The 25864-nt window shown below is 54.4% G+C and carries 24 protein-coding genes; 3 read left to right on the top strand and 21 right to left on the bottom strand.

Translation table 11 applies throughout. The annotated features are described in order from the left end of the window. Positions 1-84 precede the first annotated feature (84 nt). The gene (yneA, locus tag H581_RS0114560; protein ID WP_051250802.1) at positions 85-459 is read right to left on the bottom strand and encodes a cell division suppressor protein YneA; all 375 of its coding nucleotides are present in this window, start codon (positions 457-459) and stop codon (positions 85-87) included. 159 nt (positions 460-618) lie between these two features. Between yneA and lexA the strand changes: the two genes are divergently transcribed. The 3 genes from lexA (at position 619) to H581_RS0114550 (ending at position 1859) form a co-directional block, all read left to right on the top strand. Further along, entirely contained in the window at positions 619-1239 is a 621-nt protein-coding gene (lexA, locus tag H581_RS0114555; protein ID WP_028610646.1) for a transcriptional repressor LexA, read from the top strand. Between the two features lie 153 nt (positions 1240-1392). Then, entirely contained in the window at positions 1393-1596 is a 204-nt protein-coding gene (locus H581_RS37175) for a hypothetical protein (protein WP_245600038.1), read from the top strand. Between the two features lie 56 nt (positions 1597-1652). Further along, on the top strand, positions 1653-1859 hold the full coding sequence (locus H581_RS0114550; protein ID WP_245600037.1) for a DUF6199 family natural product biosynthesis protein: 207 nt from the start codon (positions 1653-1655) through the stop codon (positions 1857-1859). A 63-nt stretch (positions 1860-1922) separates the two neighbouring features. Here H581_RS0114550 and glnA read toward each other — a convergent pair whose 3' ends face one another. From glnA to H581_RS0114450, 20 genes are all read right to left on the bottom strand, one after another. Continuing rightward, entirely contained in the window at positions 1923-3251 is a 1329-nt protein-coding gene (glnA, locus tag H581_RS0114545; RefSeq protein ID WP_028610644.1) for a type I glutamate--ammonia ligase, read from the bottom strand. Positions 3252-3299: 48 nt separating this feature from the next. Beyond that, positions 3300-3710, bottom strand: coding sequence for a MerR family transcriptional regulator (locus tag H581_RS0114540; protein WP_028610643.1), 411 nt, complete (start codon positions 3708-3710; stop codon positions 3300-3302). 62 nt (positions 3711-3772) lie between these two features. Further along, the gene (locus H581_RS0114535) at positions 3773-5020 is read right to left on the bottom strand and encodes a methionine gamma-lyase family protein (protein ID WP_036719097.1); all 1248 of its coding nucleotides are present in this window, start codon (positions 5018-5020) and stop codon (positions 3773-3775) included. Positions 5021-5109: 89 nt separating this feature from the next. Next, the gene (gene hflX, locus H581_RS0114530; RefSeq protein WP_028610641.1) at positions 5110-6399 is read right to left on the bottom strand and encodes a GTPase HflX; all 1290 of its coding nucleotides are present in this window, start codon (positions 6397-6399) and stop codon (positions 5110-5112) included. 30 nt (positions 6400-6429) lie between these two features. Beyond that, on the bottom strand, positions 6430-7416 hold the full coding sequence (locus tag H581_RS0114525; RefSeq protein ID WP_028610640.1) for an AAA family ATPase: 987 nt from the start codon (positions 7414-7416) through the stop codon (positions 6430-6432). Between the two features lie 102 nt (positions 7417-7518). Then, the gene (locus tag H581_RS0114520; protein WP_028610639.1) at positions 7519-8184 is read right to left on the bottom strand and encodes a YdcF family protein; all 666 of its coding nucleotides are present in this window, start codon (positions 8182-8184) and stop codon (positions 7519-7521) included. Further along, the gene (locus tag H581_RS0114515) at positions 8181-8738 is read right to left on the bottom strand and encodes a ribonuclease FAU-1 family protein (protein WP_028610638.1); all 558 of its coding nucleotides are present in this window, start codon (positions 8736-8738) and stop codon (positions 8181-8183) included. Before H581_RS0114515 ends, H581_RS0114520 begins: the two co-directional genes overlap by 4 nt. A gap of 224 nt (positions 8739-8962) precedes the next feature. After that, on the bottom strand, positions 8963-9610 hold the full coding sequence (locus H581_RS0114510; RefSeq protein ID WP_036718626.1) for a peptidylprolyl isomerase: 648 nt from the start codon (positions 9608-9610) through the stop codon (positions 8963-8965). 2 nt (positions 9611-9612) lie between these two features. After that, positions 9613-12108, bottom strand: a complete 2496-nt coding sequence (locus tag H581_RS34045) for a PBP1A family penicillin-binding protein (protein ID WP_051250801.1) — start codon at positions 12106-12108, stop codon at positions 9613-9615. A gap of 151 nt (positions 12109-12259) precedes the next feature. Then, complete coding sequence (gene hfq / locus H581_RS0114500) at positions 12260-12505, bottom strand: RNA chaperone Hfq (RefSeq protein WP_028610636.1); 246 nt, start codon at positions 12503-12505, stop codon at positions 12260-12262. 16 nt (positions 12506-12521) lie between these two features. Further along, on the bottom strand, positions 12522-13430 hold the full coding sequence (gene miaA, locus H581_RS34040) for a tRNA (adenosine(37)-N6)-dimethylallyltransferase MiaA (protein WP_245600081.1): 909 nt from the start codon (positions 13428-13430) through the stop codon (positions 12522-12524). Positions 13431-13531: 101 nt separating this feature from the next. After that, positions 13532-14308 (bottom strand): class I SAM-dependent methyltransferase, encoded by a 777-nt coding sequence (locus tag H581_RS0114490; RefSeq protein WP_028610635.1) that lies wholly within the window; start codon positions 14306-14308, stop codon positions 13532-13534. Next, positions 14305-16374, bottom strand: coding sequence for a DNA mismatch repair endonuclease MutL (mutL, locus tag H581_RS0114485; protein ID WP_028610634.1), 2070 nt, complete (start codon positions 16372-16374; stop codon positions 14305-14307). The genes H581_RS0114490 and mutL overlap by 4 nt, the downstream gene beginning before the upstream one ends. Before the next feature lie 34 nt (positions 16375-16408). Beyond that, complete coding sequence (gene mutS, locus H581_RS0114480) at positions 16409-19078, bottom strand: DNA mismatch repair protein MutS (RefSeq protein WP_028610633.1); 2670 nt, start codon at positions 19076-19078, stop codon at positions 16409-16411. 304 nt (positions 19079-19382) lie between these two features. After that, positions 19383-21014: a putative amidoligase domain-containing protein gene (locus H581_RS36445; RefSeq protein WP_051250797.1), complete on the bottom strand. Its 1632-nt coding sequence runs from the start codon at positions 21012-21014 to the stop codon at positions 19383-19385. 214 nt (positions 21015-21228) lie between these two features. Beyond that, positions 21229-21795 carry an outer spore coat protein CotE gene (locus H581_RS0114470; protein ID WP_028610632.1) on the bottom strand — a complete coding sequence of 189 codons (567 nt, stop codon included), beginning with the start codon at positions 21793-21795 and terminating at the stop codon, positions 21229-21231. A 207-nt stretch (positions 21796-22002) separates the two neighbouring features. After that, positions 22003-22971, bottom strand: a complete 969-nt coding sequence (locus H581_RS0114465; RefSeq protein ID WP_028610631.1) for an aromatic acid exporter family protein — start codon at positions 22969-22971, stop codon at positions 22003-22005. Positions 22972-23009: 38 nt separating this feature from the next. Further along, on the bottom strand, positions 23010-23894 hold the full coding sequence (locus tag H581_RS0114460) for an ABC transporter permease (protein WP_051250795.1): 885 nt from the start codon (positions 23892-23894) through the stop codon (positions 23010-23012). After that, complete coding sequence (locus H581_RS34030; protein ID WP_036718624.1) at positions 23887-24684, bottom strand: ABC transporter ATP-binding protein; 798 nt, start codon at positions 24682-24684, stop codon at positions 23887-23889. The genes H581_RS0114460 and H581_RS34030 overlap by 8 nt, the downstream gene beginning before the upstream one ends. 30 nt (positions 24685-24714) lie before the next feature. Beyond that, positions 24715-25725, bottom strand: coding sequence for an ABC transporter substrate-binding protein (locus H581_RS0114450; RefSeq protein ID WP_028610629.1), 1011 nt, complete (start codon positions 25723-25725; stop codon positions 24715-24717). Positions 25726-25864: the final 139 nt, after the last annotated feature.

The raw sequence follows: 25864 nt of genomic DNA, 5'->3' as shown, positions 1-25864 counted from the left end.
CAAGCGAATATCTCCATTCCGCTTGAAGGAAAGCTTTACAAGTAAGTTATATGAGCCCGAATATATATCGGGAATAAGCATTTCTTATATGGAAGGTATGATAAGCTTCTGGCCTGGCTTAATATCTGAGGATTGCAGCTCGTTCCGGTCTTTAATCAGAAAGATGACGAATCGGATATCCTTGCTCTCGTTGCCGAACCGCTTCGCAATTGTCCACAGCGTATCACCGGCTTGGACGGTGACGACTTGCTCTTGTGCCGAAGCCGGCGCAGGAACTGTACCCGACGCATCGGTTCCCATCATCAAGAAACTTGTGAACAGCAAGACAAAGACGGCAAGGCTAACTGCCAGCTTAACCGCATGGCGCCTTAACAACTGCTTGGTGATTCGGCTGGCCTTCGCCGAACCGCTTCCATCCTGCCTATGAATTGTTTTATAAAAACTTGGACTTGTAATCATTATTCAGCACCCCAAACGTTTGTTCTGTTTTTAGAATACACGAACAAGCGTTCTCTGTCAATCATTTAAATACGAACCTCTGTACTTGAGAACTTATGTTTGTACGAACTCCGGTTCTATGTTATAATTTGCTACAAACCTACTAATGGAGTGATCGCAGTGTCGAAGATTTCGAACCGGCAGCATTCAATTCTTGAATTTATTAAGAATGAAGTCCGGGAGAAAGGCTACCCACCCTCCGTTCGAGAAATCGGCGAAGCTGTTGGATTATTGTCAAGCTCAACCGTACACGGTCATTTGGACCGGCTGGAGAAGAAAGGTCTTATCCGCCGCGACCCGACGAAGCCGCGCGCAATTGAGATTTTAGACCAGGAAGGCGTTGACGGGATCATCCCGCTCGCCGTGGCCAAGGTGCCGATCGTCGGCAAAGTAACGGCCGGCGTGCCGATTACCGCTACGGAGAACATCGAGGAGTATTTCCCGCTTCCCGCCCATTTTGTCGGCGATAACAGCGTGTTCATCCTGAACGTCATTGGCGAGAGCATGATCGAGGCCGGCATTCATGACGGCGACTATGTCATCGTCCGCCAGCAGCAGACTGCAAATAACGGCGAGATCGTCGTGGCCATGACAGAGGATGACGAAGCGACGGTCAAGACGTTCTACAAGGAGAAGAACCATATCCGCTTACAGCCGGAGAACTCCGCCATGGAGCCGATTCTGCTCCCTAACGTCACCATTCTTGGCAAAGTCATCGGATTGTTCCGCGACATTCACTAACTAACCGCGTACTAGCGGCACATCAAGAAGAGGCTGGTTCCGAACGGGTTGAGCTTTAACCCGGAACCAGCCTCTTCTTGATGCTAACAGGCCTGAAACCTGCCAAGCCAAGTAAACGTACTGTAAATTAAACAACCGGAAAGGAAGCGATCTATGATGAAGTATAAAGCGGGGGATTCACTGCTGGTTTGTCCTTGCTGCAGGAACGATACCTTCGATAAGGACTATCGCCAATTGAATTCAAGAGGCGCCACTTTTTTCGGTGTCGACTGGGCAAACAAAAATGCCGCCATTCTCATATGCCGCCATTGCACCCATATTTCATGGTTTATGAACGAACCATCCGAGGTAAATTGACCCTATAAGCATTTCCCTAACGAAACGCGCCAACTGCGAACGACAAGGAGTCGATAATGATGCACATTTTCATATTTGTGATGTTAATCCTTATCGGTATCGTGAATATCATCTTCCCTTCTATCGGCTGGTATTTGAAACACGGTTGGGCGGTTGACGGCGATTCGGAACCAAGTGACACTTACCTTTTCATGACAAAGTTTGGCGGCGTAATCGCTGTCGTTATCGGCTCAATATTACTGATTATCAGCTTCTTTATTTAACCGGCGAGTTCAGTCCTTCAACTAAAAATCCCTTAACGCTTAAGCGTTAAGGGATTTTGGTTGTTAGTACAGAGTCAAATACTGATCGCGTTCCCACTGGTGAACCTGGGTGCGGTACATATCCCACTCGATTTCCTTCAGCTCATAGAAATGGGCCAAGGCATGATCTCCAAGAGCTTCGCAGACGACGTCGCTCCGAAGCATCTCATCCAGCGCTTCCTTCAAATCAAGCGGCAAGCTTGGAATTCCAGCGTCCTGGCGCTCTTCTTCCGTCATGATATAAATATTGCGGTCCGTCGGCGACGGCAAAGGCAGCTTGCTGACAATGCCGTCAAGTCCCGCTTTCAGCATAACGGCCAGCGCCAGATAAGGGTTCGCCGCAGGGTCCGGGTTACGAACCTCAACCCGTGTGCTCAGGCCGCGCGAAGCAGGGATACGGATCATCGGCGAGCGGTTGCTTGCCGACCATGCTACGTAGCAAGGCGCTTCATAGCCGGGAACAAGACGTTTGTAAGAATTGACCGTCGGATTCGTAATGGCAGCCATCGCGCGGGCGTGCTTCAGGATACCGGCCATATATTGACGCGCTTCCGCACTTAAACCAAGCTTGTCCTTCTCGTCATAGAAAACATTCGTATCGCCTTGAAACAACGACTGGTGACAGTGCATGCCGGAACCATTCACGCCGAATAACGGCTTAGGCATAAACGAGGCATGCAGGCCATGCTCGCGGGCGATCGTCTTGACAACCAGCTTGAAGGTTTGTATTTGGTCTGCCGCTTTAATCGCATCGGCATATTTAAAGTCGATTTCATGCTGTCCAGGGGCAACCTCATGGTGAGACGCTTCAATCTCGAAGCCCATTTCCTCCAGCGTGAGCACGATTTCGCGACGGCAGTTCTCCCCCATGTCCATTGGAGCAAGGTCGAAATAACCGCCTTGGTCGTTCAACTCGGTCGTCGGCTCTCCGCGGTCATCCGTCTTGAACAAGAAAAATTCCGGTTCAGGCCCAACGTTCATGGCGGTGTAGCCTAGCTCTTCCGCTTCTTTCAGGGCGCGCTTCAGAATGCCGCGCGGATCGCCTGCGAACGGTGTGCCGTCCGGCATATAAATGTCGCAAATCAGGCGGGCAACACGGTCCTCCGTAACCCATGGGAATACGACCCAAGTATCTAAATCCGGATATAAATACATGTCGGATTCCTCTATCCGAACATACCCTTCAATGGAGGATCCGTCAAACATCATTTTATTATCGAGTGCTTTATCCAGCTGGCTGAAAGGGATTTCAACATTTTTGATCGTGCCCAGCAAATCGGTAAATTGCAGACGAATAAACCGCACATTTTGTTCCTGCGCAATACGTTTGATGTCTTCTTTGGTGAAACTCACAGAATCATCTCCTTTGTTTGCAAATCAATTGTTAATGTAGAATGTCTCTTAACGCTTATTTAAGAAACGGGTAAGCTGGCCTTGAATAAGCGAAGCTTGGCCCGGCCTTTTCTCGAGCAGCTGCTGCTTCAGCATGCGGTGAAGCTGTTGGTCCGAAAGCTCTCTGCGCTTCACTTCGGACTGCTCGCTGACGATCGTTGCTTCCTCGGATTCCTTCGAAACCGGATTCATGACCTGCTTGATGCCCGCAATGTTAACGCCCTTCTCGATTAAAGATTTAATCTCCAGCAGCCTCTCCACGTCGTTGAACGAAAATAACCGCTGGTTCCCAGCCGTCCTTGCGGGCACAATCAACTCATGCTGCTCGTAGTAACGGATTTGTCTCGCCGTCAGATCCGTCAGCTTCATTACGATGCCGATCGGAAATAAGGCCATATTTCTGCGAATTTCATCAGCCATGTCGCATCAACCTTCCAGTCGCTCATTTATATGTTCATTCTATACGTTATACCGTAAATGTGTCAAGTTATGTGAGGTTTAATCACAATTAATCCGCTGTTCACAAGTCGATATAACGCCGTCAGAACACCATATTTCGCATGAGCGTATGTCAGCCCGCCTTGCATGTACGCAATGAAAGGTTCCCGAATCGGCGCGTCCGCCGATAGCTCCAGGCTGCCGCCTTGGATGAAAGTGCCGGCCGCCATGATGACCGGATTCTCATAGCCGGGCATATCCCAAGGCTCGGGAACAACATGCGAATCCACGGCCGCCGCCTGCTGAATGCCCTGCACGAAGGCGATGAGATGCTCGGCTTGTCCGAAGCGGACCGCCTGAATCAGATCGGTGCGCGGCTCATCCCAGCTTGGCTTTGTCTCAAAGCCAAGCTCCTCGAACATCGCGGCAGCCAGAACGCTTCCTTTAACCGCTTGTCCGACAAAGTGCGGAGCCAGAAACAAGCCCTGGAACATCGCTCGCATCGTACCTAGCATAGCCCCCACCTCGCCGCCGATACCGGGGGCTGTCAGCCGGTAAGCCGCAGCTTCAACCGCTGAGGCTGTCCCTGCAATATATCCTCCGGTTTCGGCCAATCCTCCTCCGGGATTTTTAATGAGGGATCCTGCCATCAGATCGACGCCGGCCTGCGTCGGCTCCAGCGGCTCCGTAAACTCCCCATAGCAATTATCGACGAATACGAGCACATCCGGTTTTATAGCTTTGACTCTCTTCACGATAGCTTCAATTTCAGCCACAGGAAATGAAGCGCGCCAATCATAGCCGCGCGATCGCTGGATGCCGATCACTTTCGTCTTCGGCGTAATCGCCCGCTCGATGCGGACCCAATCCAAGCCGCCGTCTTCCAGGAGCGGAACCTCGGCATATGTCACGCCCCAATCCTGCAGCGACCCCTTCCCGTCTCCCGGCTTTCCAATCACTTTGTGCAGCGTATCGTATGGCTTGCCTGTCACATACAGTAGCTCGTCTCCCGGGCGCAGAACGCCGAACAGAGCGCAGCTGATCGTATGAGTGCCGGAGACGAAATGCGGTCTTACGATCGCCGCCTCCGCCCCCATTACATCCGCGTATACGAGATCAAGAATTTCGCGTCCGCGGTCGTTATAACCGTAACCCGTTGAGCCGTTAAAATGAAAATCGCTCACTTTATGTCGCTTAAACGCTTCAATCACTTTCCACTGATTGCGTTCCGCTATCTGATCCGCGCGCCGGAACGCCTGACTGGTCTTCTGTTCCGCTTCCTCGGCCAGCATCTCCAAACGTAACCATACCTGCTGCTTTTCTTGCTGCTCATTCATTCCGATATCTTCTCCCTAAAATCGTTCTAAATCATTTGAAATATTTACTCGCGATAAGGCTGCAAAAGATGACCGTGCTGCTCGTATTGCTGTTTGCTTACTTGCACCGTCAGCTTCAGCAAATCCTCGTTGACCTCCTGCTGCAGCACTTCTCCGCTCCTGTAGGCCAAAGCAATCAAATCCCCCCGCTCCGCCGGAACGGCGAACGTCAGCGTATCTCCGCTTATCTTCTCTTGAATGGTCATACGCAGAAGATCAAGATCTCCCGGTTCATAGGCGCTGATAACAAGATTGTCTCCTCCTGTAATCGGCAGATCGGATAATGTTCCGTTTACGGAGCACAAATCCTTCTTGTTATAGACCATGACATACGGCTTGCCGGAAGCGCCTAACTCTCCTAAAATTTTATTTACGACCGCGATTTGCTCGTCCCGCATAGGCGAGCTGCTGTCAATGACGTGAAGCACGAGATCCGCTTCGTTTACCTCCTCGAGCGTTGCCCGGAATGCGGCGACGAGATCATGAGGCAGATTTTGGATAAATCCTACCGTATCGGTCAGCACCACCTCGCGGCCGTTCGGAAGCTCAAGAATGCGCGAAGTCGGATCAAGCGTAGCGAACAGCTGATTTTCGACATAAACGTCCGCCTGCGTAAGCTCGCGAAGCAGCGTCGATTTCCCGGCATTCGTGTACCCTACCAACGCGACCTGCACAACGCCGGATTTCTTGCGGCGCTCCCGGTGCAGCTTGCGATGCCGGACGACTTCCTCCAGCATGGCTTTCAGATCGGTAATCCGGTTCCGGATATGGCGCCGATCCATCTCGAGCTTCGATTCACCCGGTCCGCGGGTCCCGATGCCGCCGCCGAGACGGGACAGGTTTTTGCCATGACCCGATAAACGGGGGAGCAAATAGCTAAGCTGGGCAAGCTCAACCTGAATGATGCCTTCGCGGGTTTTTGCCCGTCCGGCAAAAATATCAAGAATCAGCTGCGTGCGATCCACGATCTTCAGATCCAGCGCCTCTTCCAAATTCCGCACCTGCGCGCCGGAAAGCTCCTGGTCAAAAATGGCCGTCGTTGCGCCAAGCTCATCCGCGAGCGCCTTCACTTCCTGCACTTTTCCTTTGCCGATGAACCACTTCGAATCGACCGATTCTTTATTCTGCGTCATCGTCGTCAGTACTGCGACGCCGGCCGTTTCCGTCAGCTGAACAAGCTCCTGCAGGGAATGCTCGGGATCTCCGCCCTTTCTCTTATCGCCTGCTGTCACTAGGCTGATCAATATCGCTTTTTCGGACATATTCGTATTCGTATCGTATGTTTTTTCGCTCATGACATGCTCCTTTTGATAGACGGCCTCTTATTACGGCCTGTTCTCCCATTTCAGATCCTCCGGCCGGATAAGCATCAGCTCCTGCTTCGGAGGAACGGAATTCGCGTACTGGCTGAGCAGGCGGACAGCTTGATACCGGATCGCTTTCTCAATCGAATTTCTGACGTACCTCGCATTGCTGAACGAGAACATCGAGCTTTGTTTCTCCTGCATCAAATGCTGCCTTAATTTAAATATGGTCTGCGGCTGCAAAATATAATCGCGATCCTTCGCCATCAGTTCGCTGATTTGGATTAATTGATCGACCGAGTAGTCCGGGAATTCAATCTGTATCGGAAACCGTGAAGGCAGACCCGGATTCGTGAGCAGAAAATCTTCAATCTCCGCGGGATAGCCGGCCAAGATCAGCACGAATTGATTGCGATGATCCTCCATCGCCTTCACGAGGGTGTCGATCGCTTCCTTTCCGAAATCCTTCTCCCCGCCCCGCGCAAGGCTGTAAGCTTCATCCACGAACAGCACGCCGCCGATCGCTTTGCGCACGAGATCACGCGTCTTCTGCGCGGTATGGCCGATATACTCCCCAACAAGATCGGCGCGTTCGACTTCGATCAAATGCCCTTTCGTCAGAACGCCCATCTTCTGAAACAGCTTCGCCACGATGCGGGCGATCGTCGTCTTGCCCGTACCCGGGTTTCCTTTAAATATCATATGATAAACCTGGGAGCCCCCGGATAATCCGGCTTCCGACCGCATCCGGCTAATATATAGCAATGCATAAATTTCATATACGAGCGATTTGACATTGTCCATGCCGATCATCGGCTCCAGCTCTTTCTGAATATCGGCATACTGGTCCATGCTGGGCAGCGGCTTGACCGTCGGAAGCGATTCGGATTCCAAGGCATGGGCAGAAGCGCCCGTAGAGAATGTATCCTGGCTTCTAAGCACTACGTTAATTTGGCGGGAAGGTCTTGCGGATCCATTTCCGGGCCCTGATATGATGTGTCCACTCATAAGTCGCATCACCTATCCTTTGCATCGAAAGCTATGGCGGGCTGACCGCACTACAAGTTTATTCTAGCTTGCAGCCGCATATTAGCAGATTCACAGCATCGATTAGGAGGACCTTATTCCGAGCGTGATAAGCAAGGAGTCCAGCTTCCATTTCGTGTAGGCAAGCACTTCCCGGGTTTCATTCAGAACGGGATTCAATACCTCGGATTTTGTGGCTGCCACTTGAAAGTGCTTGTAATGAAGCTTTTTCGCCACTTCCTTCGCTCTTGCCGCATGGTAATCATGCGTGATGATGACCGACCTTGTTATTCCGTTCGCTTCAGCCACCGCTTTGCTGAACAATAAATTTTCATAGGTGCTGGTTGCTTCTTTCTCTAGTAACAGCTTGTCAGCAGATATACCTTTTGCGGTCAGATAATCGCGCATACCCTCCGCTTCGGTTTTCGTCGCCCCGTTCAGGTCCAGCCCCCCCGACAAAATAAGCTTGTCCACAATTCCGTCCTTATACAGCTTAGCCGCATAATCGAGACGTTCCTTAAGAGCGGGGCTTGGCACGTCATTCCAAAGCGCTGCGCCAAGCACGATGCCCGCCTCGGCCTTGGCAATCTGTTTATCCGCGGGGTACCCGTTAATCAGCCACAATAAATAGCCGCACCAGAAAAGACCTGCACAGATCATCCAAGCGGCAGCACGAAAAAGGAGCAGCCGCGAACGTTTTTTTTTCGCACGTTTGCCCGGTCTGCTCCTGCGGCTTACGGCTGCCGTCATGACTCGCTTAGCTCCCCTGTTTTTTCGAGCAAGCTCTTCCTATGCTTAAGGCTAAGCGTAAAATAACGAAAGCGGCCGTTGCGGATGCTTGAAAGCAATCTGCCGGCCGTTTTGCGGGCTAGAGCCACATCCTTGCCGTTTACGTCCCCTTGGCGCAATGCTTCCTCCAGCTCATCCTCGTCCATCAGAAATACTTCTCCGCTCGGAAGGACGACGACGTCCAAATAAAGATCATCGAACCAAGGCACCTGCTGATCCGTTAAGCCCTGCGTCTTGCACACATCGATATACCACTGCACAACGCGTCCCTTATCATCGAACATCGTTGTAACGACAAAATGCTCGCCCTTCGGAAAATGCTGCATCCATAAATAACCGCGGTCAGCCAGGCATAGGCGTCGGCCGTTGTATTCTTTCCATAGCGGTTCCCGCAATTCGTGTATCCGGTAAAACGTAACAAGACCTTTGAATTCCTCACCGTCGAGCGCCAGGCAAGAATAGCTCTTGCGCAATATACGCCGCCAGTTGGCGCGATCTGAAAATTTTCTCTTCATACGGAACGTACCTTTCCGTTCATTTTGGAAAAGCCCGCAGCAATTTGCGACTGCTACTCTTTGTAAGTTCAAACAAACTTTACCCAGTGAAAAACGACGATTGACAACATCCTATAAAAAAAGATTACCATATCTTTACGTCCATCTCCACCCGACAGATAAAATAAACCAAGCTGCCCGCTGCAATTAAAAAAATCGCCACCCGGCCGGGTGGCGATTTGTCGTTAACTTTCTTCAATGTGGATCGAATCAATGATGATCTTTTCGGTTGGCATGTTGTTTTTGACAGGCGTTTGGGCGATCTCCCGCACAACGTTCATCCCGCTTTCCACTTTGCCGAAAATCGTATAATTCGGTTCCCGGTTCAAGTTAGCAGCATCAGGGCCCGTACAAATAAAGAATTGGCTTCCGCCGGAATTCGGCCTGCTGAGATTCGCCATCGCAACAATGCCTTCTTCAAACTTCAGATCCGTATCCAGCTCGTCCGGTATGGAATATCCCGGGGTGCCCGTCCCGTTTCCTTTCGGATCGCCGGATTGAATCATGAAGGATTCGATAATGCTGTGAAAGGTTAAACCATCATAGAAGCCCTCGCGTGCGAGAAAAACAAAATTATTCACCGTTACCGGCGCCTCGTCCGCATATAAGCGCACCGTGAATTCGCCTTTGCTCGTCTGAAACCTTGCCTTGTATGTCTTGTTGAGGTCAATCGTCATCTCCGGCATCTTGCTCCAGCTCAATGTTTTGACGGCTGAGCCTGCGTCGCCGCTCTGCTTCAAGCCGTCATTCTTGCCGCCGCATCCGGCAAGCAGCAGCGCAATTGCCGCAGCTGCCGCTATCAACCGGAATATCGCTTGATTGCTTAACGTCATGACTAACCACCCGTTCCTTGCGTATTGCCTCCATTGTCAGCATTGCCTATTATACCGCCGGCATTTCCGATAACCGACCCATCATTCGTTCCTGTATCGGGAGGAGGAGTTCCCTGACCGCCATCACCAGGATCCGTGCCGTCCGGCAGCTCCGGAGGGAGCGTCCCGCCCGGATCAGGCAGATTCTCGCCGCCGTTCCCAGGATCCGGATTCTCCCCGCCGGGAAGCTCCCCGTCAGGGTTCTCTTCACCGGGAAGGTTCGGATCAGGCTCCATCGGAATTTCGGGAACTTCAATTTCCGCTGCCGGAATCTCAACCTTAATCGTTGGAGTCGGCTCGCTTCTCAGGTTGTTCTTGGCGTCGTAAGCTACGACATAATATTCGTATGTCATCCCCGGGAAGACGCTCATGTCATCCACCGTCGACTTCAGAGAATCAACAAAAAGGGCGAATTCCTGCTCCGAAGCTTCTTTCCTGTGTACCTCGTACGTGATTTCACCTTCAGTGAGCGGATCCCAAGACAGCTGAACTTTCGCTTCCTCCGGAAGATAGACCGCGTTGAAATTAGAGACCGTTGCGGGAGGCTTGTTTTCCTTCACCCCTTGCGGCTTTTTAAAGCTGTCATTCGGTACGCCCTTCATCGCATCCCGCATGACCTTCGAGAACAAAGCAGCAGACTGCACGCTGCCGTTATCCAGCACATGGTTTTCGTCCGTCTTATCGTAGCCCATCCAGACCGCAGCTGTCCATTCCGGCGTGTAGCCGACGAACCATGCGTCGCGAACGCCGGAACCCCGCGTTCCGAATTGGGTCGTACCCGTTTTGCCCGCTACCGGACGATTGATAGCCGCTCTCGCGCCCGATCCGCCCTTCTGGACAACCGTCTGCATCATTTCCGTCAAATACCAGGCCGTCTCCGGCGACATCAGTTGCTTGGATTCAGGCGCCTTGTACGTATACGGATCACGGTCTTTTCCTTCGATTTTTATGATCGAATGGGGATCAACCGACTTGCCGCCGTTCGCGAAGACGCTGTAAGCAGTCGCCATCTGCATCGGCGTCGCTGCATTCGAACCGAGCGCAAGCGTCAGGTTATAATCATTCTCGCTAATCGTAAAACCTAGCTTCTCCGCAAATGCTTTGCCGCGTTTCAAACCAATCTCGTTAAGCATCCATACGGCGGCAAGATTACGCGAGTCTTTGATCGCCTGCGTCATCGAAACGGAGGTCGCTCCCCAGCGGTCATACGGACAATAATCGCCGAAGCATTTTTGATCGTTGTCAAGAATGGTCCAAGGGTAAAAATCGCCTGTCTCCAGCGCAGGCCCGTAAGCGACGATCGGCTTGAAGGATGAGCCCGGCTGACGGGTTACATTTACCCGGTTCAACCCTTTCTTCACGTAATCGCGGCCGCCGGTCAAGCCTTTAATCGCGCCGTCGCGATGGTCAATAATGACCATGGCCCCTTCAACCTGGCGGTCGTCCTTGCTTTTCTCGAAATTATCGTCATCGTCGAATTGCTTCTCAATCGACTTCTGAGCTTGCGGGTTAAGCGTCGTATAGATCCGATAGCCGCCGATCCGCAGTTCCTCCTCGGAGAGATTCGTCACTTCCATCGCTTCTTCGACCACATAGTCGACGAAGGCAGGGTAAGGTTCTCCGGTATTTTGCTCCAGATGAGCCGGAGGCACGTAGACGACCGCCTTCGCCTGCTTCATCTCTTCAGCCGTGATGTAGCCTTGCTCGTGCATGAGCTTTAATACGACCGCCCGGCGGTTCATGGAATCTTCCGGATTCTTGATCGGGCTGTAGCGGTTCGGTGCCTTCGGCATCGCCGCCAGCGTCGCAACCTGCCAGAGCTCGAGATCCTTCAGCTCTGCATCGAAATAATAGCTTGCGGCATGCTTCACGCCGTATATGTTTTTGCCAAAGAATATCCGGTTCAAATACATCGTCAATATTTCCGGCTTGGACTTCTGATGCTCCAGCGCCACGGCGATCGACGCTTCGGTCGCTTTCCGGAAAAACGTCTTGTCCGCCGTCAGGAATACGTTCTTCGCCAGCTGCTGCGTAATTGTGCTGCCGCCCTCCACCGCGCTTCGGGCAATGACGTCCTTCACAATGGCTCGGCCGATCGCGAAGAAGTCGATGCCCGAGTGCTGATAGAAGCGCTGATCTTCCGTCGCGACGATCGCGTTGAGCATCTGCTCCGGTATTTCGGAGAATTCGGCCAGCTCGCGATTCTGTTCCGAATCCATTAATCTTGCAATTTCATTCTTATCCGCATCGTAAATGATCGAAGCTTCGCCGAATTCGAGCTTGTTCGCATTTTCGGACAGGATTCTCTCTCCATTCAGAACAATTAGCAAATACCCGATAATTCCGCAGATGATCGCGATGACCGCCGTAAAAAACAAGCCATAGAACCAAGTGCGTCCCGACAATCTTCTTTTTTTCTTCTTTTTCGGTGCAGTCTTGCTGCGTGGTCGCTCAGCCATTGCCGACTCCCCTCCTGTTGAGACGTAGTCCGTCTACTCTAGTTTTGCCGCGAAATGAAAAGAACAACCCAGCTTGGAGCGGGTTGCTCTTCCATGCCGCTATCTAGTTAAACGAAGCACGTTATTAGAAAGTTTCACTTCATACGCCAACTTAAGCTTCGGAACCGCCCGGGTCCTGCTGCATAAGAGATACATTCCGCTGCGGTGTAAACGTGGAAATCGCATGTTTATATACCATCTGCTGACGTCCTTCGCTGTCGATAATGATCGTAAAGTTATCGAATGCTTTAATAACGCCCCGAATTTGGAATCCATTCATTAGAAAAACCGTCACCGGTATATTGTCTTTGCGCAGCTGATTTAGAAACGTATCTTGAATATTGATTGATTTGTTCATTGGACGTTACCTCCGTCTAAAAAGATTGATTAGAATTATATTCAAGATCAACTTGAAACTTTCCTGCTATTATACCATGAATGGACAGCAAATTGTTGTGAAAATTTTCCCCCATGTCGATCCAATGAATATCCTTCATATGCCGGAACCAGGAAAGCTGGCGCTTGGCGAACCTTCGCGTATCCCGTTTCAACCGCTCCACGGCAGCCTCAAGCGTGCAGTTCCCGTGCAAATACTCCGCGATTTCCTTATAGCCGAGACCTTGCATGGCCACCGCATTCGGAGGCAATTGGCGCGCAAGCAGCCTCTCAACCTCTTCCACCAGACCCATCTCCATCATCAGATCAACGCGCTGCTCAATCCGGCGGTACAATTCGGCGCGGTCCATCGTTAATCCGATAAGACATAATTCGTAGGGCGATTCTTTTTTCTGTCCCGCCTGCTGCCCGGAGAACGTTTGTCCCGTCAAATGATGCACCTCGAGCGCCCGGATGACGCGTCGCCTATCGTTCGGATGCAGCCGCTCTGCCGCTTGCGGATCCACTTCCGCGAGGCGTTCGTGCAGCGCGTCCGCACCGTATTCAAGCGCATATTGTTCCTGCGCGAGCCGAAACGCTTCATCCGAGCCGTTATCGGCAAATTGATAGCCGTAGCATACCGATTCGACGTAGAGTCCCGTCCCCCCAACGATAAAAGGAAGCTTGCCCCGGGCCGCGATCTCCCCGATCGCGCGCGCGGCGCCCGCTTGAAAGTCCGCGGCGGAGTATGGCTCCTCCGGGTCGCATATATCGATTAAATGATGCGGAATGCCCTCCCGCTCCTCCGGGGCGATCTTGGCCGTACCGATATCCATTCCGCGGTAGACCTGCATGGAATCGCCGGAAATGATCTCCGCATTCCATGCTTTAGCTATATCAAGGCTCATCCGGGTTTTTCCTACCGCGGTAGGGCCGATCAGCGCGAGCAGCGGCTGCTTGCGCTTCGGTCCTTCATCCGCCGGCTGGCTGGCGCCGTTAAGTTGTTCATTCAAAGCTCGATCACTCCATATGCAATTTTCGACGTGTTCACATGCTTCCGTTCAAAACCGAGCCGGCTGAATTCGCCGCTTGCCTGATGCTCCTTCAGAATAACGCTTTTGCGGGCGACGCGCTTGGCTTGCTCCACGTTCTCCAACGATAAAGCGTCCATATTCGCGATTGCACGCAGCGGCTCCATAGCGCTCGATTCATGGATGGGCCGCCTGAACATCGGATCGAAATAGATGATATCCGCGCTGTTGTCCGGCAATGACTTCAAATAATCGGCATGGTTCATGCAGCGGATTTCGATTCTTCTCATCGCGGCGTTGACATCCGGAAGTCCGGTATCGTATGCCGCGAGTCCTTCTCGAACGATCGCGCACAGAACAGGCTCGCTCTCAATCGCCGTGACGCTTCCGCCAGGACCGGCGGCATACGAGAACACCAGCGAATCGGCGGCAAGACCCGCGGTGCAGTCGATCACCCGATCCCCTTCCTTGCAGCCGGACAGTTCGACTAACGGATCCGACTCCCCTCTGCGCAGCCGCTTCACGCGAACAAAGGCCATGCTTGGGTGAAAATATAGCGGGGTCTCTGTTTGCCCTTCATAATAACGCACCTCTTGCTCGGTAACGACGATGAGCCTATGGTCCGGACTCATGTCCATAAGCCTGCGGACCGTCTGATTGCCGCGCGGCTTGAGCCGCGCGTCAAGCTCCTGCGCCAGCCGAGCGGCTTGCGCTTGCGCCCGTTCAGAGGGCTTGGAGGTTGTTGTTACGATCACGACATCACCCGCTTGAACATTTTCTCCAGCTGATAGGTGGAGAGATGCACGATGATCGGACGCCCGTGCGGGCAGGTATAGGGCTGCTCGCAGCGCGAGAGGCGCGCCAGCAGCGTCTCGCCTTCCTCGCGGTTCATCCTGTCATTCGCTTTAATTGAAGCTTTGCACGCGCACATAATCGCCGCTTTCTCGCGCAGCTTGGCAATGTTAATCGACTTTCGCTCCGTGATCAGCAGCTCCGCCATTTCCTCGAGAAGCGCCTTCTCCTCGCCCTGCGGCATCCATTCCGGATAAGCGCGGACAAGAAACGTCTGCGCGCCGAACGGTTCAAGCTCGACGCCGGCCTGAGTGAAAAGAGGAATAAGCTCACGCAGCTGCGCCGCTTCGCCAGGCGTTAATTCCAAGGTAAGCGGGACGAGAAGCTGCTGGCTTGCAGCTTCAGGATTCCCAAATTTATGAAAAAAGTATTCATAATTGATCCGTTCGTGCGCTGCATGCTGGTCAATTAAATACAGGCCGTCCTCCGACTGTGCGACGATATACGTTCCATGGTGCTGCCCGATCCAGTGAAGCTCGGGAAATACGGGCAACGCCTGTTCATTTGCTTCTGTCGGCGCATGCTCCGGTGTCTGTGCCCTATTATTGAGTTCTGCGACATCATCCACTGGTGACTCCGCTGTAGTATACCCGGCGCCGACAGACTCCGGAGACAGCGCGTCGGGCAGAAAAGTTGGCGCGGAATGCTCTCGAGGCAACGAGGCTGGCGCAGCCTGCTCCCAAGGCGCAGTCACTTCCCTGACAGCCAGCAAGTCCTCCTTCGCCGCCTTCGGAGGCGCGTACAGCTTCTCCGCCGCATCACGGGGAACATATTCGCGGTCAAGAGGCTGCGGCTTGTGTGAGGAAGCCGATGATCTATTCCCGGTTTGACCTGGTTGTCCAGACTGCGTAAAAGGATTAGGCTGTGCCGGCCGGACAGCCTCCTCCTGCGGCGCAGGACGATGAAACGAAATGGCATCCTGCACGAATAACGGCTTGGAGCGCTCCTGCCGATGGTTCGATTCCGGCCCCGGGATATGTCTCTGACGGGCGAGCACTTTCTTGACGGCATCCTCGATCAGCGCGCGCAGCTCGGCTTCCTTGCTGAACCTTACCTCCATCTTCGACGGATGCACATTCACGTCCAGAAGCCCCGGGTGCATCCCGATCTCCAGTACGGCCAGCGGGAACCGGTTGATCGGCAGCAGCGTATGGTACGCCTGAAGCAGCGCTTGATTAACCGCATGGCTGCGAATATATCGCCCGTTAACGATTGCGGTAATGCCGTTCCGGTTCGCCCGTGTGAGCTCCGGCTTCGATATATATCCCCTCAGCTCGTAATCCGAATTTTCCGCTTCCACCGGCAGCATGACCTTAGCCGTGTTTGATCCGTAAACGGCGGCGATCACTTGCAGCCTGTCCCCCGTTCCAAGCGTTCGAAGCAACGCGTTGCCGTTATGCTTGAACGTAAAGGCGATTCCCGGGTGCGCAAGCGCGATCCGGTTCACGTAATCTGAAATATGGCCAAGCTCGGTTTGGATCGCTTTCATATATTTAAGTCGCGCCGGCGTGTTATAAAATAAATCCCGCACGGTCATATCCGTTCCTTGCGGCGCATTAGCCGGCTCATCAACCGTCACGCGGCCGCCTTCGATCATAATGCGGCGGGCGAGTCCGGTAGACGTATCCGACGAGATGCATTGAAGCCGGGAGACGGCGGCAATACTCGGCAGCGCTTCTCCCCGAAAGCCGAGGCTGGCAATGCGGAACAGATCGCTGCTCGTCGCTATTTTGCTGGTGGCATGGCGTTGGAAAGCCGTTGCGATGTCTCCCGCCTCAATGCCGTAGCCGTTATCGGTAACGCGAATGAAGGTAAGGCCGCCTTCCTCGATCGTAATATCGACCGTCGTGCTTCCGGCATCGACGGCGTTCTCGACCAGCTCCTTCACGACAGACGACGGCCGTTCTACAACTTCGCCGGCTGCGATCTGGTTAGCCAGCTGTTCATCCAGCACCTTAATTTTCCCCATAATGCGGCCGCTCCCCCTTTCATCCTAACTTGGATTAGCTGTTCAGCTTACTCTTCATATCATTTAACCACTGCATCGCCTGCATAGGCGTCAGATTGAACAAATCAAGCTTGCGCAGCTGCTCCGCGAGCTGCTCCGCCTTCGGACTTGCTTTGCGCAGCTGCTCCGCGAGCTGCTCCGCCTTCGGACTTGCTTTGCGGCGTCCGGCTTCCGGCTCGGCTGCCGCAGCCGGCTCGTCGAATATCGACAGCTGGAAGATTCCCCGCGCTTCAGCGACGGCTTCCGGCTGCTTCCTGCGGGGAGCTGCCGCTTCGGCATGCGCCGGTTCGGATTCGTCCAGCAGCTCGTACGCCCTGCCGATAATGGATTGCGGCAGCCCTGCGAGCTGCGCGCAATAAATGCCGTAGCTCGTGCTTGCCGCACCTGGAATCAGCTTGCGAAGGAACGTTACATTATCGCCGCTTTCCTCGACGGCCATACGCGCGTTCGTCAGTGACGGAAGTGAATCCTCAAGATGAGCAAGCTCATGGAAATGCGTCGATACGAGCGCTTTGCACCCGATGTGATGATGAACGTATTCGATAACGGCTTGCGCGATCGCCATGCCTTCGCCCGTCGAGGTGCCGCGGCCCAGCTCGTCGATAATGACGAGACTGTTCGAGGTCGCCTTCTCGGTCATCGCCTGAATGTCTTTCATCTCGACCATGAACGTGCTTTGGCCGCCGATCAAATCATCCGCCGCGCCGATCCGGGTGAAGATCCGGTCGATGAGCGGAATAACCGCCGATCTTGCCGGCACGAAGCAGCCGATCTGCGCCATGATGCAAATGAGGGCGACCTGCCGCATGTACGTGCTTTTCCCGGCCATATTCGGGCCGGTGATCAGCAGCATCCACTGCTTGTCCTTCTGCAAAGACGTCCCGTTAGCTATGAATGGCGCACCATCCATCATAGCCTCGACAACCGGATGTTTGCCTTCTTCAATGAGAAGATCATAGCCCTCGTTAACCCGCGGCCGCGCGAACCGGCGTTCCGCGCTGACCGTTGCCAGCGACTGATAGACGTCCAGCTCGGCAATGACGCCGGCCGCCTTCTGCAGGCGGTGCAGATGGAGAGCCAAATGGTCGCGCAGCTCGATGAACTTCTCGTATTCCAGATCGACCATTTTGTCCTCGGCTTCGAGAATGAGCCGTTCCTTCTCCTTCAGCTCCGGCGTTACGTATCGCTCCGCGTTCGCAAGCGTCTGCTTGCGCTCGTACCGCCCTTCGGGCAGCATATGAATATTCGCTTTGGAAACCTCCAAATAATAGCCGAAAACTTTGTTATAGCCGATTTTAAGCGATTTGATCCCCGTTGCCTCGCGCTCCTGCCGCTCAAGCTCGGCAAGCCATTTCTTCCCGTTCATGCTGGCTTCGCGCAGCTGGTCCAAATACGCGTCGTAGCCGCCCCGAATCATCCCGCCCTCGCGGATGGACACCGGCGGCTCATCGACAAGCACCGTCTCGATCAGATCCGCCAAATCGGCGCAGTCGTCCGTTCCCTTGACAACGGCCTGCAGCACCTTCGAGCCGGATTGCTCGCAAAGCGCGGTCAGCCTCGGGATGCGCCGCAGCGAGCTCCGCAGCGCATTCAAGTCCCGCCCGTTCGCGTTGCCGAATGCCACCCGCCCTACCAATCGTTCCAAATCATAAATCGGCTGCAGCTCGGAACGGATATCGTCTCTCAGGATCAGATCCAAATACAATGTTTCTACCGCGTCAAGACGCGCTTCGACAGCCGCGCCGCTCAGCAGCGGCTTGTCGATCCAGCGGCGAAGCAGACGGGCGCCCATCGAGGTCTGCGTGCGGTCAAGCAGCCACAGCAGGGAGCCCTTCTTGTTCCGGTCGCGCACCGTTTCGGTAAGCTCCAAATTTCTGCGCGTATAGTGGTCCAAAATCATAAACTGATTCGGCTCGTAAGTATGTATGGTCCTGACATGCCCGAGCGAGCGCTTCTGCGTTTCTTCCAAATAACCGGTCAACACGCTGACTGCCAGCAGCCGGGCGCCGGTCAGCCGCTTCAGCTCGGCTTCCCCGTACTGTTCGGCCAGCTTGTCCGCCGCCATCGGTTCCCGCGGCGTCATGGCAAGCTGACGGTTCCAGACGGCTGCCGCCTGCGTTTTATCCAGCAGTTCGCCGTCTCCGATGAGTTCCGAAGGCTGATACACGTTTATTTCGTCGATTAACGACTCCAGCTGCTGCGGGAACGAGGTGACGTACAGCTCCCCCGTCGACAAGTCGCAAGCGGACAAACCGAGCATGCCCCCTTCGCAGACGACCGCGGCAATGAAATTATTCGTTTTGCCTTCCAGCGCTTTCGATTCCATGACGGTTCCCGGCGTTATGATGCGGACGATTTCCCGGCGCACCACGCCTTTGGCTGCGGATGGATCTTCCACCTGCTCGCAAATCGCGACTTTATAACCTTTTTCGACGAGCCTGCTTATGTAATTCTCGGCCGAATGATAGGGAACGCCGCACATCGGAATTTTCTGTTCGCCGCCGCCCTCGCGTCCGGTTAACGTGATCTCCAGCTCCCTTGAAGCATGAATCGCGTCATCAAAAAACATTTCGTAAAAATCGCCAAGCCTAAAAAATAAAAAAGCGTCCTTCGCTTCTTCCTTTATCGCAAGATACTGCAAAATCATCGGAGTATATCCAGCCATCCCGATCCTCCTCAAAAGTAAACATCAGATACCTATTATACCAAGCGGAACAGATGTGCGCCATCATCCAATGATAAGGGGGTCTTTGGGGTGATAGGAATGATAGGTTGGAGGTAAGAATGATTTTGCTCTCACAGCGGCAACGGCAGACGCGAGCCATTCGTTCAGCTTCTAAAGCTGTCAGATCCGATGCGTAAAAAACAAGCATAAAAAAGCATGCTCAGCGGATCAAATCATTCGATCTGCTGATCATGCTTCTTACTGCCTCATGCCTATGCGATCCTACCCATTTGCGTCGGCAGTTTCATTTCTGCATCGGAATCCGCCACTTCAAGCGGATATCGCTGCGTTCGTCCCAGCACTTGCCGCGGCGGGCCGCTTCGAGGAGCGGCTCGATGTAAGGCGCCAGCCCGGCATAGCCGGCGGCGGATGAGACGGCGGCCGCCACGCCGTCGAGGCAGCCGGCCAGCGTATCGCGGTCGCCGGCGTAATAAGCCTCAACATACCGCTCCTCCAGAGCAGGTATGTAGGTCAGGTTCATCGCTTCGCGGGCGCATAAGAGCGTCAGCGCGAAAGCGGCCTTGGCCGCTGCAGGCGAGATCAGCCAGCTGGGCAGCGTCCGATATTCGAACCCGCCATGCGGCTGCAGGCGGAAGTCCCCGAGCGTCCCGTACCTCGGACGGCGGGCCCGCCCGGCGGGGTCCTCTACCAGAGCGAGCGGGAAAGCCGCGAAGCTGTCCAGCAGGCGGAGCAAGCGGCCGGTAAGCGGCGCTCCGCTAATATGGATGTGCCCGCCGAGCGCCAGCCCCGGTACGGGCATTGCTCCGGCGGCCCAGCGCAAGGCGGGGGCGCCGACCTTGTCGGCGGCGCGCAGAAGCAGCCGCCGCAAGTTCGCGGCCAGCGCGGCCGGGTCCTCGGCCGGCTCGGGCCGCAGCTCGGCGACGGGATAGAGCAGCCGCCGCCGCACGAGCACGGCGTCGGCGCCGGCCGACCCGCCGGCGCCTGCGCCAAAGAAACGCGACGCCGGGGCAATCCGCCCTGCCGGCGTCACAAGCACAAACTCGGGATCGGCGCCGATCAGCAGCGGGCGCCGACCCGCATAACCCGCTCCCGCCGCCGCGTGCCACGCGGCGAACCGCTTCAGCGCTGCCGCCTCCAGCCTCGCATCCCTCAGCTTCGGCCATGCGGCGCGGACGGCGGTGCGCCCGTCCCCGCCCAGCGCGACCTCGGCCTCGCCGATATCGAGACCCAGCGCGTAAAGCGCCTGCACGGCGGTTCGAGCCGCACGCCGCATGGCCGGATCCTCCGGCCAATGGCCGACAGCCGGTACGGCGCCATCGTCCAAGCCCGTTACCCGCATAATCCCGTCTTTCCCGGTCTCCGCGCGTTCACTCTCAACCGCTGCCGCTTCCCGCCAGGGAAGCTCGTTAACCCGCAGCAGCGGTCCAGCCGCTGCTGCGGACCGCTGCTGCAGCGCGTCTTCTTCCCGCATGCCGCCAGTCTTTACAGACCTCCAAGTATCCTGCTCCATAAGCTTTACCACCGGCTTACCGTCCATTGTTCTGCCTGACCGGTCAATCCGTACCATTTCCACCGGCTCCAAATGAACGATGCTCACAAGAAACAACCGCTCGCTCTCAAGCGGTTTCCCCCCGCATAAGCCGGCACGCTGCCATATTCGCCGTTTCTCTTCCTCCGGCATCCGCGCGGCTTGGCTGCCGTTAACGTTCAGCACCCAGGCGCCCGGAAAGCGGCTGCCGTCAATCGGGCGGACATCCGACCAGGCGAGTACCGCGTCCCCGGCTTTAACGGCTGTCCAGGGCTTTGCCGCAATCGGCTGCCCGTTCCGTTCGCCTGACCAATTCAGCTGTCCCGCTTCGAAGGTGATCAGCTCAAGCCTGTCGTAGCTGCCGCGCCAAATCCACGTCGAAGCCATAGGGATACCCGCCTTTTCCTATCTTTTTCTCCAAATAACCGCCGATTTCGCCGCTGCGATATATTAAGGCGATCTTTATCGCACATCGTACGCGTTCGCCCGTTAGCCGCGAAATACAATAAAATCCGTTGCGGTAAAAAAAAGGAGGGCTTTCGCCCTCGAATTTGCCGCTCCCGCAGCATATGATACATAAACCGCAAGTTTCCCGGCTTGCTTACAGCTCGTCGTCCAGCAAATCCGGATCCAGATCCTCATAATCGTCGTTATCGCCGAGGCTGAACTCCAAGTCCTTGCCGTCCAGGTCGCCGCAACCGCCTGGAAGAACCGCTACGCACACTTTAGTCTCGGCAACGAGCTCTACCGAATACTCCCGCTCTACGCGAACCACAACGCCGGAACCGTTCGAAGAAATGTTCGCTTCGATGCAGTTCGGCTCTTGAATCACATCGGCAGACACTTCCTCTGTAGAAGGCCGATGCTTCGGATCTACATAGGAGAGGTTCACATGCTCGACATAATGCACTGATTCCTTTGCAACGTCCGTTTGCGAGTTTTTGCTGTACGAATACCAGATGTTGATATCGTAAGTACCAATAACCTCAATCCCGTCGCCCGAACGAACCGCCTCATACTGATGGTTGATAATCCATGCACCCAGAATGCTGGTCGGATGATGAGGCGGTGTCACGGTATGGGTTACAGTGGAAAACTTACGACCTTTGCCGCAGACAGCTTTCGTAATTATTTCTCTGTACTGGAGCTGTTTATCTGCAATAGTCATTGATTTAACCTCCTCCATACAATCATTCATTTAAAGTGTATGCAGGACATTCGTCTAGGGTGACTGTTTCTTTATCCGAAATATAAGAATCTATAAGCTTTACTCTTATATCGATTCCTATATCTCTTCGCGAAACGCATGCTGACCGCTAGAGATCGGCTGCAGCCGTTTACGTCCGCCTCGCAACGAATTTTTTCCCTCTATATTCTATGGCCGAACCTCGCTTGTCATGACTTTTCTTTTTTTCAACCGTTTCGCGATGCCGAGGAATCTCTCCAGCTCATGAAGCAGCATGCGCAGCGAAGCACGAACCTCGAACTCGTCCCTCGTCTTCGGCAGCTCCATCGCCCGGAACAGCTGTGCGAGCACGTGCAACCTTTCTTCGACCGTACCTTGATACACGTCGGATTTCACGTCGCCCGACAGCCTCTCGAACAGCTCGGCAATCATGGCGGCCTGCGGCACCTTCTCGAACACGTGCGCAAGCGATACAAGCATCTGCTGGATCGATTCCAGCTGCTGACGCCTCATCTCGAAATATGTGGACCAGTAATGCTCCTGGCCGAACAGCCGGTTTTCCCGGTTCCATACCGAACGTTTAGCGCCTTCTTCAATCATATGAAACGCTTCAAGTATTTCATTGCCGTTCCATATATGCGCCGGGTTGCGCAGCGTCAGCGCCATTTCCTTAAAAATTCCGCTAAAGGTATGCTCGATTTCCGACCGGTAAAGAGTAAGCTGATGTTCATCCTTCGGCATATAGATGATGTTAAGAACCGTCGCCCAGCCAAGACCGGCGATCAGAAGCATGATTTCGTTGCCGATCACTTGGGTCGTGACCTCCGCGCGGTCGAACAGATGAAAGACGATAACCGAGCTCGTAACGATGCCGTCCTTCAGCTGGAACCGCGAGAGCACCGGGAAGGTGAAGAGGATAAACAACGCGACCGCCCAAATATGGAAGCCGAACAGCGTAAAGATGAACGATGCGAAAAAAAGGCCAAGCACGGATGCAATGAAGCGGACAAAGGCGCTCTTCAGCCCCTTCATCCGCGTTACTTCCACGCCGAGAATAGCCAATATTCCCGCGCCAAGCGGAGGCTCCAGTCCTAAATAAACCGCGGTATAAATTGCGGCGATTGCCGCCAAAGCCGTTTTGACAATCCGAATTCCCATAGCAAAACCTCGCAAGCGGTAAGATGTATTCCTACATCCTAACGCTCGCGCCAGCCTGCCGTCAACCGCCGTTCAAGCATTGTGACCAGCTGGTACATAATCGTCGCGACAACGGCAATGACGATTAAGCTGGAAAGCACTAGCGTGAAGTTGAACACCTGAAAGCCGTATATGATCAAATACCCTAATCCGATATTCGCTACCAGGAATTCGCCGACGATGACGCCTATCCAGGCGAGCCCGACGTTCACCTTAAGCGTCGAGATGATGACGGGGAAGGAGCCCGGCAAAATGACAAGCCGGAACAGCTGCCAACGCGAAGCGCCGAACAATCGGACGACCCTGATATAGCCGCTGTCGATCTCCCGGAACTGGTTGTATATATTTAATGTGGTAATAATGACCGTCACGGATAGAGTAACGGCCACGATCGATATAAAGCCGGGTCCGAGTCCAACGATAAAGATCGGGCCGAGGGCCACCTTCGGCATACTGTTTAATACGACGAGATAAGGATCGAACACCCGCGATAGGAACGGAAACCACCATAGCGCTGCCGCAATGAGGGTGCCCAGCAGCGTGCCCAGCACAAAGCCCGCAATCGTCTCGGAAACCGTAATTCCGATATGCGGCCAGATCGAACCGTCCGCCATCGTCTTCCACAGCTGATCCAGCATCTTCGACGGGTAGCTGAACAAGAGCGGATCGATCCATTTGTTCCTGCCCGCCGCTTCCCATAAGCCTGCAAATAATAGCAAGAGGATGATTTGGGACCCCACGACCGCAGCCGTTATCCGGCGCTGCCGCTCTTTGAACCGGGCATGAAGCTCAAACATCCAATCGCGCCGGTCTTCTTGAACGCCCGACACGGACGCAAAATCCTGCTTATCCTGAATAGAAGGCTTCTCTCTAAGGTCATCCATGCCCTTCCCCCCCTTCTTCATCCTCCTCATCCAGTTCCGACCATAATTGTTCGAACAGCTCCTGAAAGCCGGGCAGCTTGCGCGCGGTCATCGGAGGGGCTAGCCTCAGCTCCCCAGGTACGATCACCTCGCATCGGATATGGCCGGGATTGCGGCCCAGCACGATGACGCGATCGCTCATCGCCGCCGCTTCCGCTAAATCATGCGTGACGAGCACCGCTGTTTTGCTGAGCCGCTTAAGCGTCTGTTGGACCAGATCCTCCAGCTGAAGCTTGATATGCAGATCAAGCGCCGAGAACGGCTCGTCAAGCAGGAGCACCTCCGGCTCCGTCGCCAGCGTCCTCGCCAGCGCGACGCGCTGCCGCATCCCGCCGGACAGCTCATGCGGATAGCGGTCCCCGGCTCCCGGCAGACCGACAACCTCGAGCAGCTCGTCTACGGCTTTAAGCGTGAGCGCTGTTTTCCTGCCGCTGATCGCCAAGCCGACCGCGGCATTCTCTCTTATCGTGCGCCAAGGAAACAAATAATCTTGCTGCAGCATATAGCCTACTTTTGGCGAAGGACCGGAGACCCGCTCGCCATTCAGCAGCACCTGGCCCTTGGTTGGCGGAAACAATCCGGCCAGCAGGCTGAGAACCGTCGTTTTCCCGCAGCCGCTGGGGCCGACCAGGCTAATAAATTCCCCTCGCGAGACGGAGAAGTTAATGTTCTCGACAGCGAGCGAAGCTCCTTTTTCACTCACGTAGACATGTGATAACTGCTGCAGCTCAAGCACCGGTTCATTATTCATGCCTAAGCCCCCATTTCCTGCCGAACACGGTTATTTCACCGCTTCGATCGCTTCCTCCGCATAGCTAGTATCTACCAGCTCATGATGCTCCGTCCGTTTGTCCAGCTCTCCCGCCGACGTGATGACGTCAAGCAGATTGTTCCATTCCGCTTCGTCGATGATCGGATCCGCCGCGAAGGAGCCTTGCTGCTTATAACGATCGATCGAGCTGACTAATATATCGCGGTCGACGTTCTCAAAGTATGGGAGCACCGCATCCGCAATGGCTTCCGCATCGTTTGCTTCCACCCACAGCTGTGCCTTATGAATCGCGTTCGTAAACGATTGAACGGTCTTTTTGTTTTTGTTTATATAGCTTTGCTTCGCCATGAAAACGGTGTAAGGCAAATGTCCGCTTTCCGCTCCGAATGACGCGACGACATGTCCTTGACCCTCTTTCTCAAAGATCGATGCCGTCGGCTCGAACAGCTGTACGTAATCGCCGGTACCGGATGCGAAGGCTGCGGCAATATTGGCGAAATCAACATTTTGGATGAGCTCCAGATCCGCCTTCGGATCAATGCCGTACTTCTTCAGCGTAAATTCGCCCGCCATTTGCGGCATGCCGCCGACACGTTGTCCGAGGAACACGCTGCCCTTCAAGGAATTCCAATCGAAGCTGTCATCCGCTTCCCTCGCGACTAAGAACGTGCCGTCGGTCTGCGTCAGCTGAGCGAAGTTGATGATCGGGTCGTCCGTACCCTGCTGGTACACATAAATCGACGTCTCCGAGCCGACGAGCGCCACGTCGATCACATTCGAGAGCAATGCGGTCATCGTTTTGTCTCCGCCCGGCGTCGTTGTTAATTCAACGTTCAGGCCCTCCTCTTCAAAAAAGCCCTTCTCAATCGCAACATATTCCGGAGCGTAGAACAACGAGCGCGTTACCTCGCCGATCCGGACGGTCGCCTTCCCCGAATCTCCATTGCCGCAGCCGGCCAGCACAGCCGTTGCAGCAAGCACCGCTGCAAGCAGCAGCGACAAAAAACTTCGTTTATTCATATTGCGTCCCTCCTGCGCATTCGCGTGTAATCGATGTATTCCAACCTATGCGTTTGCAAGCTTTGCGGTGAATGGACGCACGAAAAGAAAGCTGCCCGCATATCGTCCTCCGACGACAGGGCAGCCCGCTGGTTTTCAA

Source organism: Paenibacillus harenae DSM 16969, from assembly GCF_000422465.1.
Taxonomy (GTDB): Bacteria; Bacillota; Bacilli; order Paenibacillales; family Paenibacillaceae; genus Pristimantibacillus; species Pristimantibacillus harenae.
Note: the sequence above shows the minus strand (reverse complement) of the source record. Positions and strands in the feature narration are given on the sequence as shown.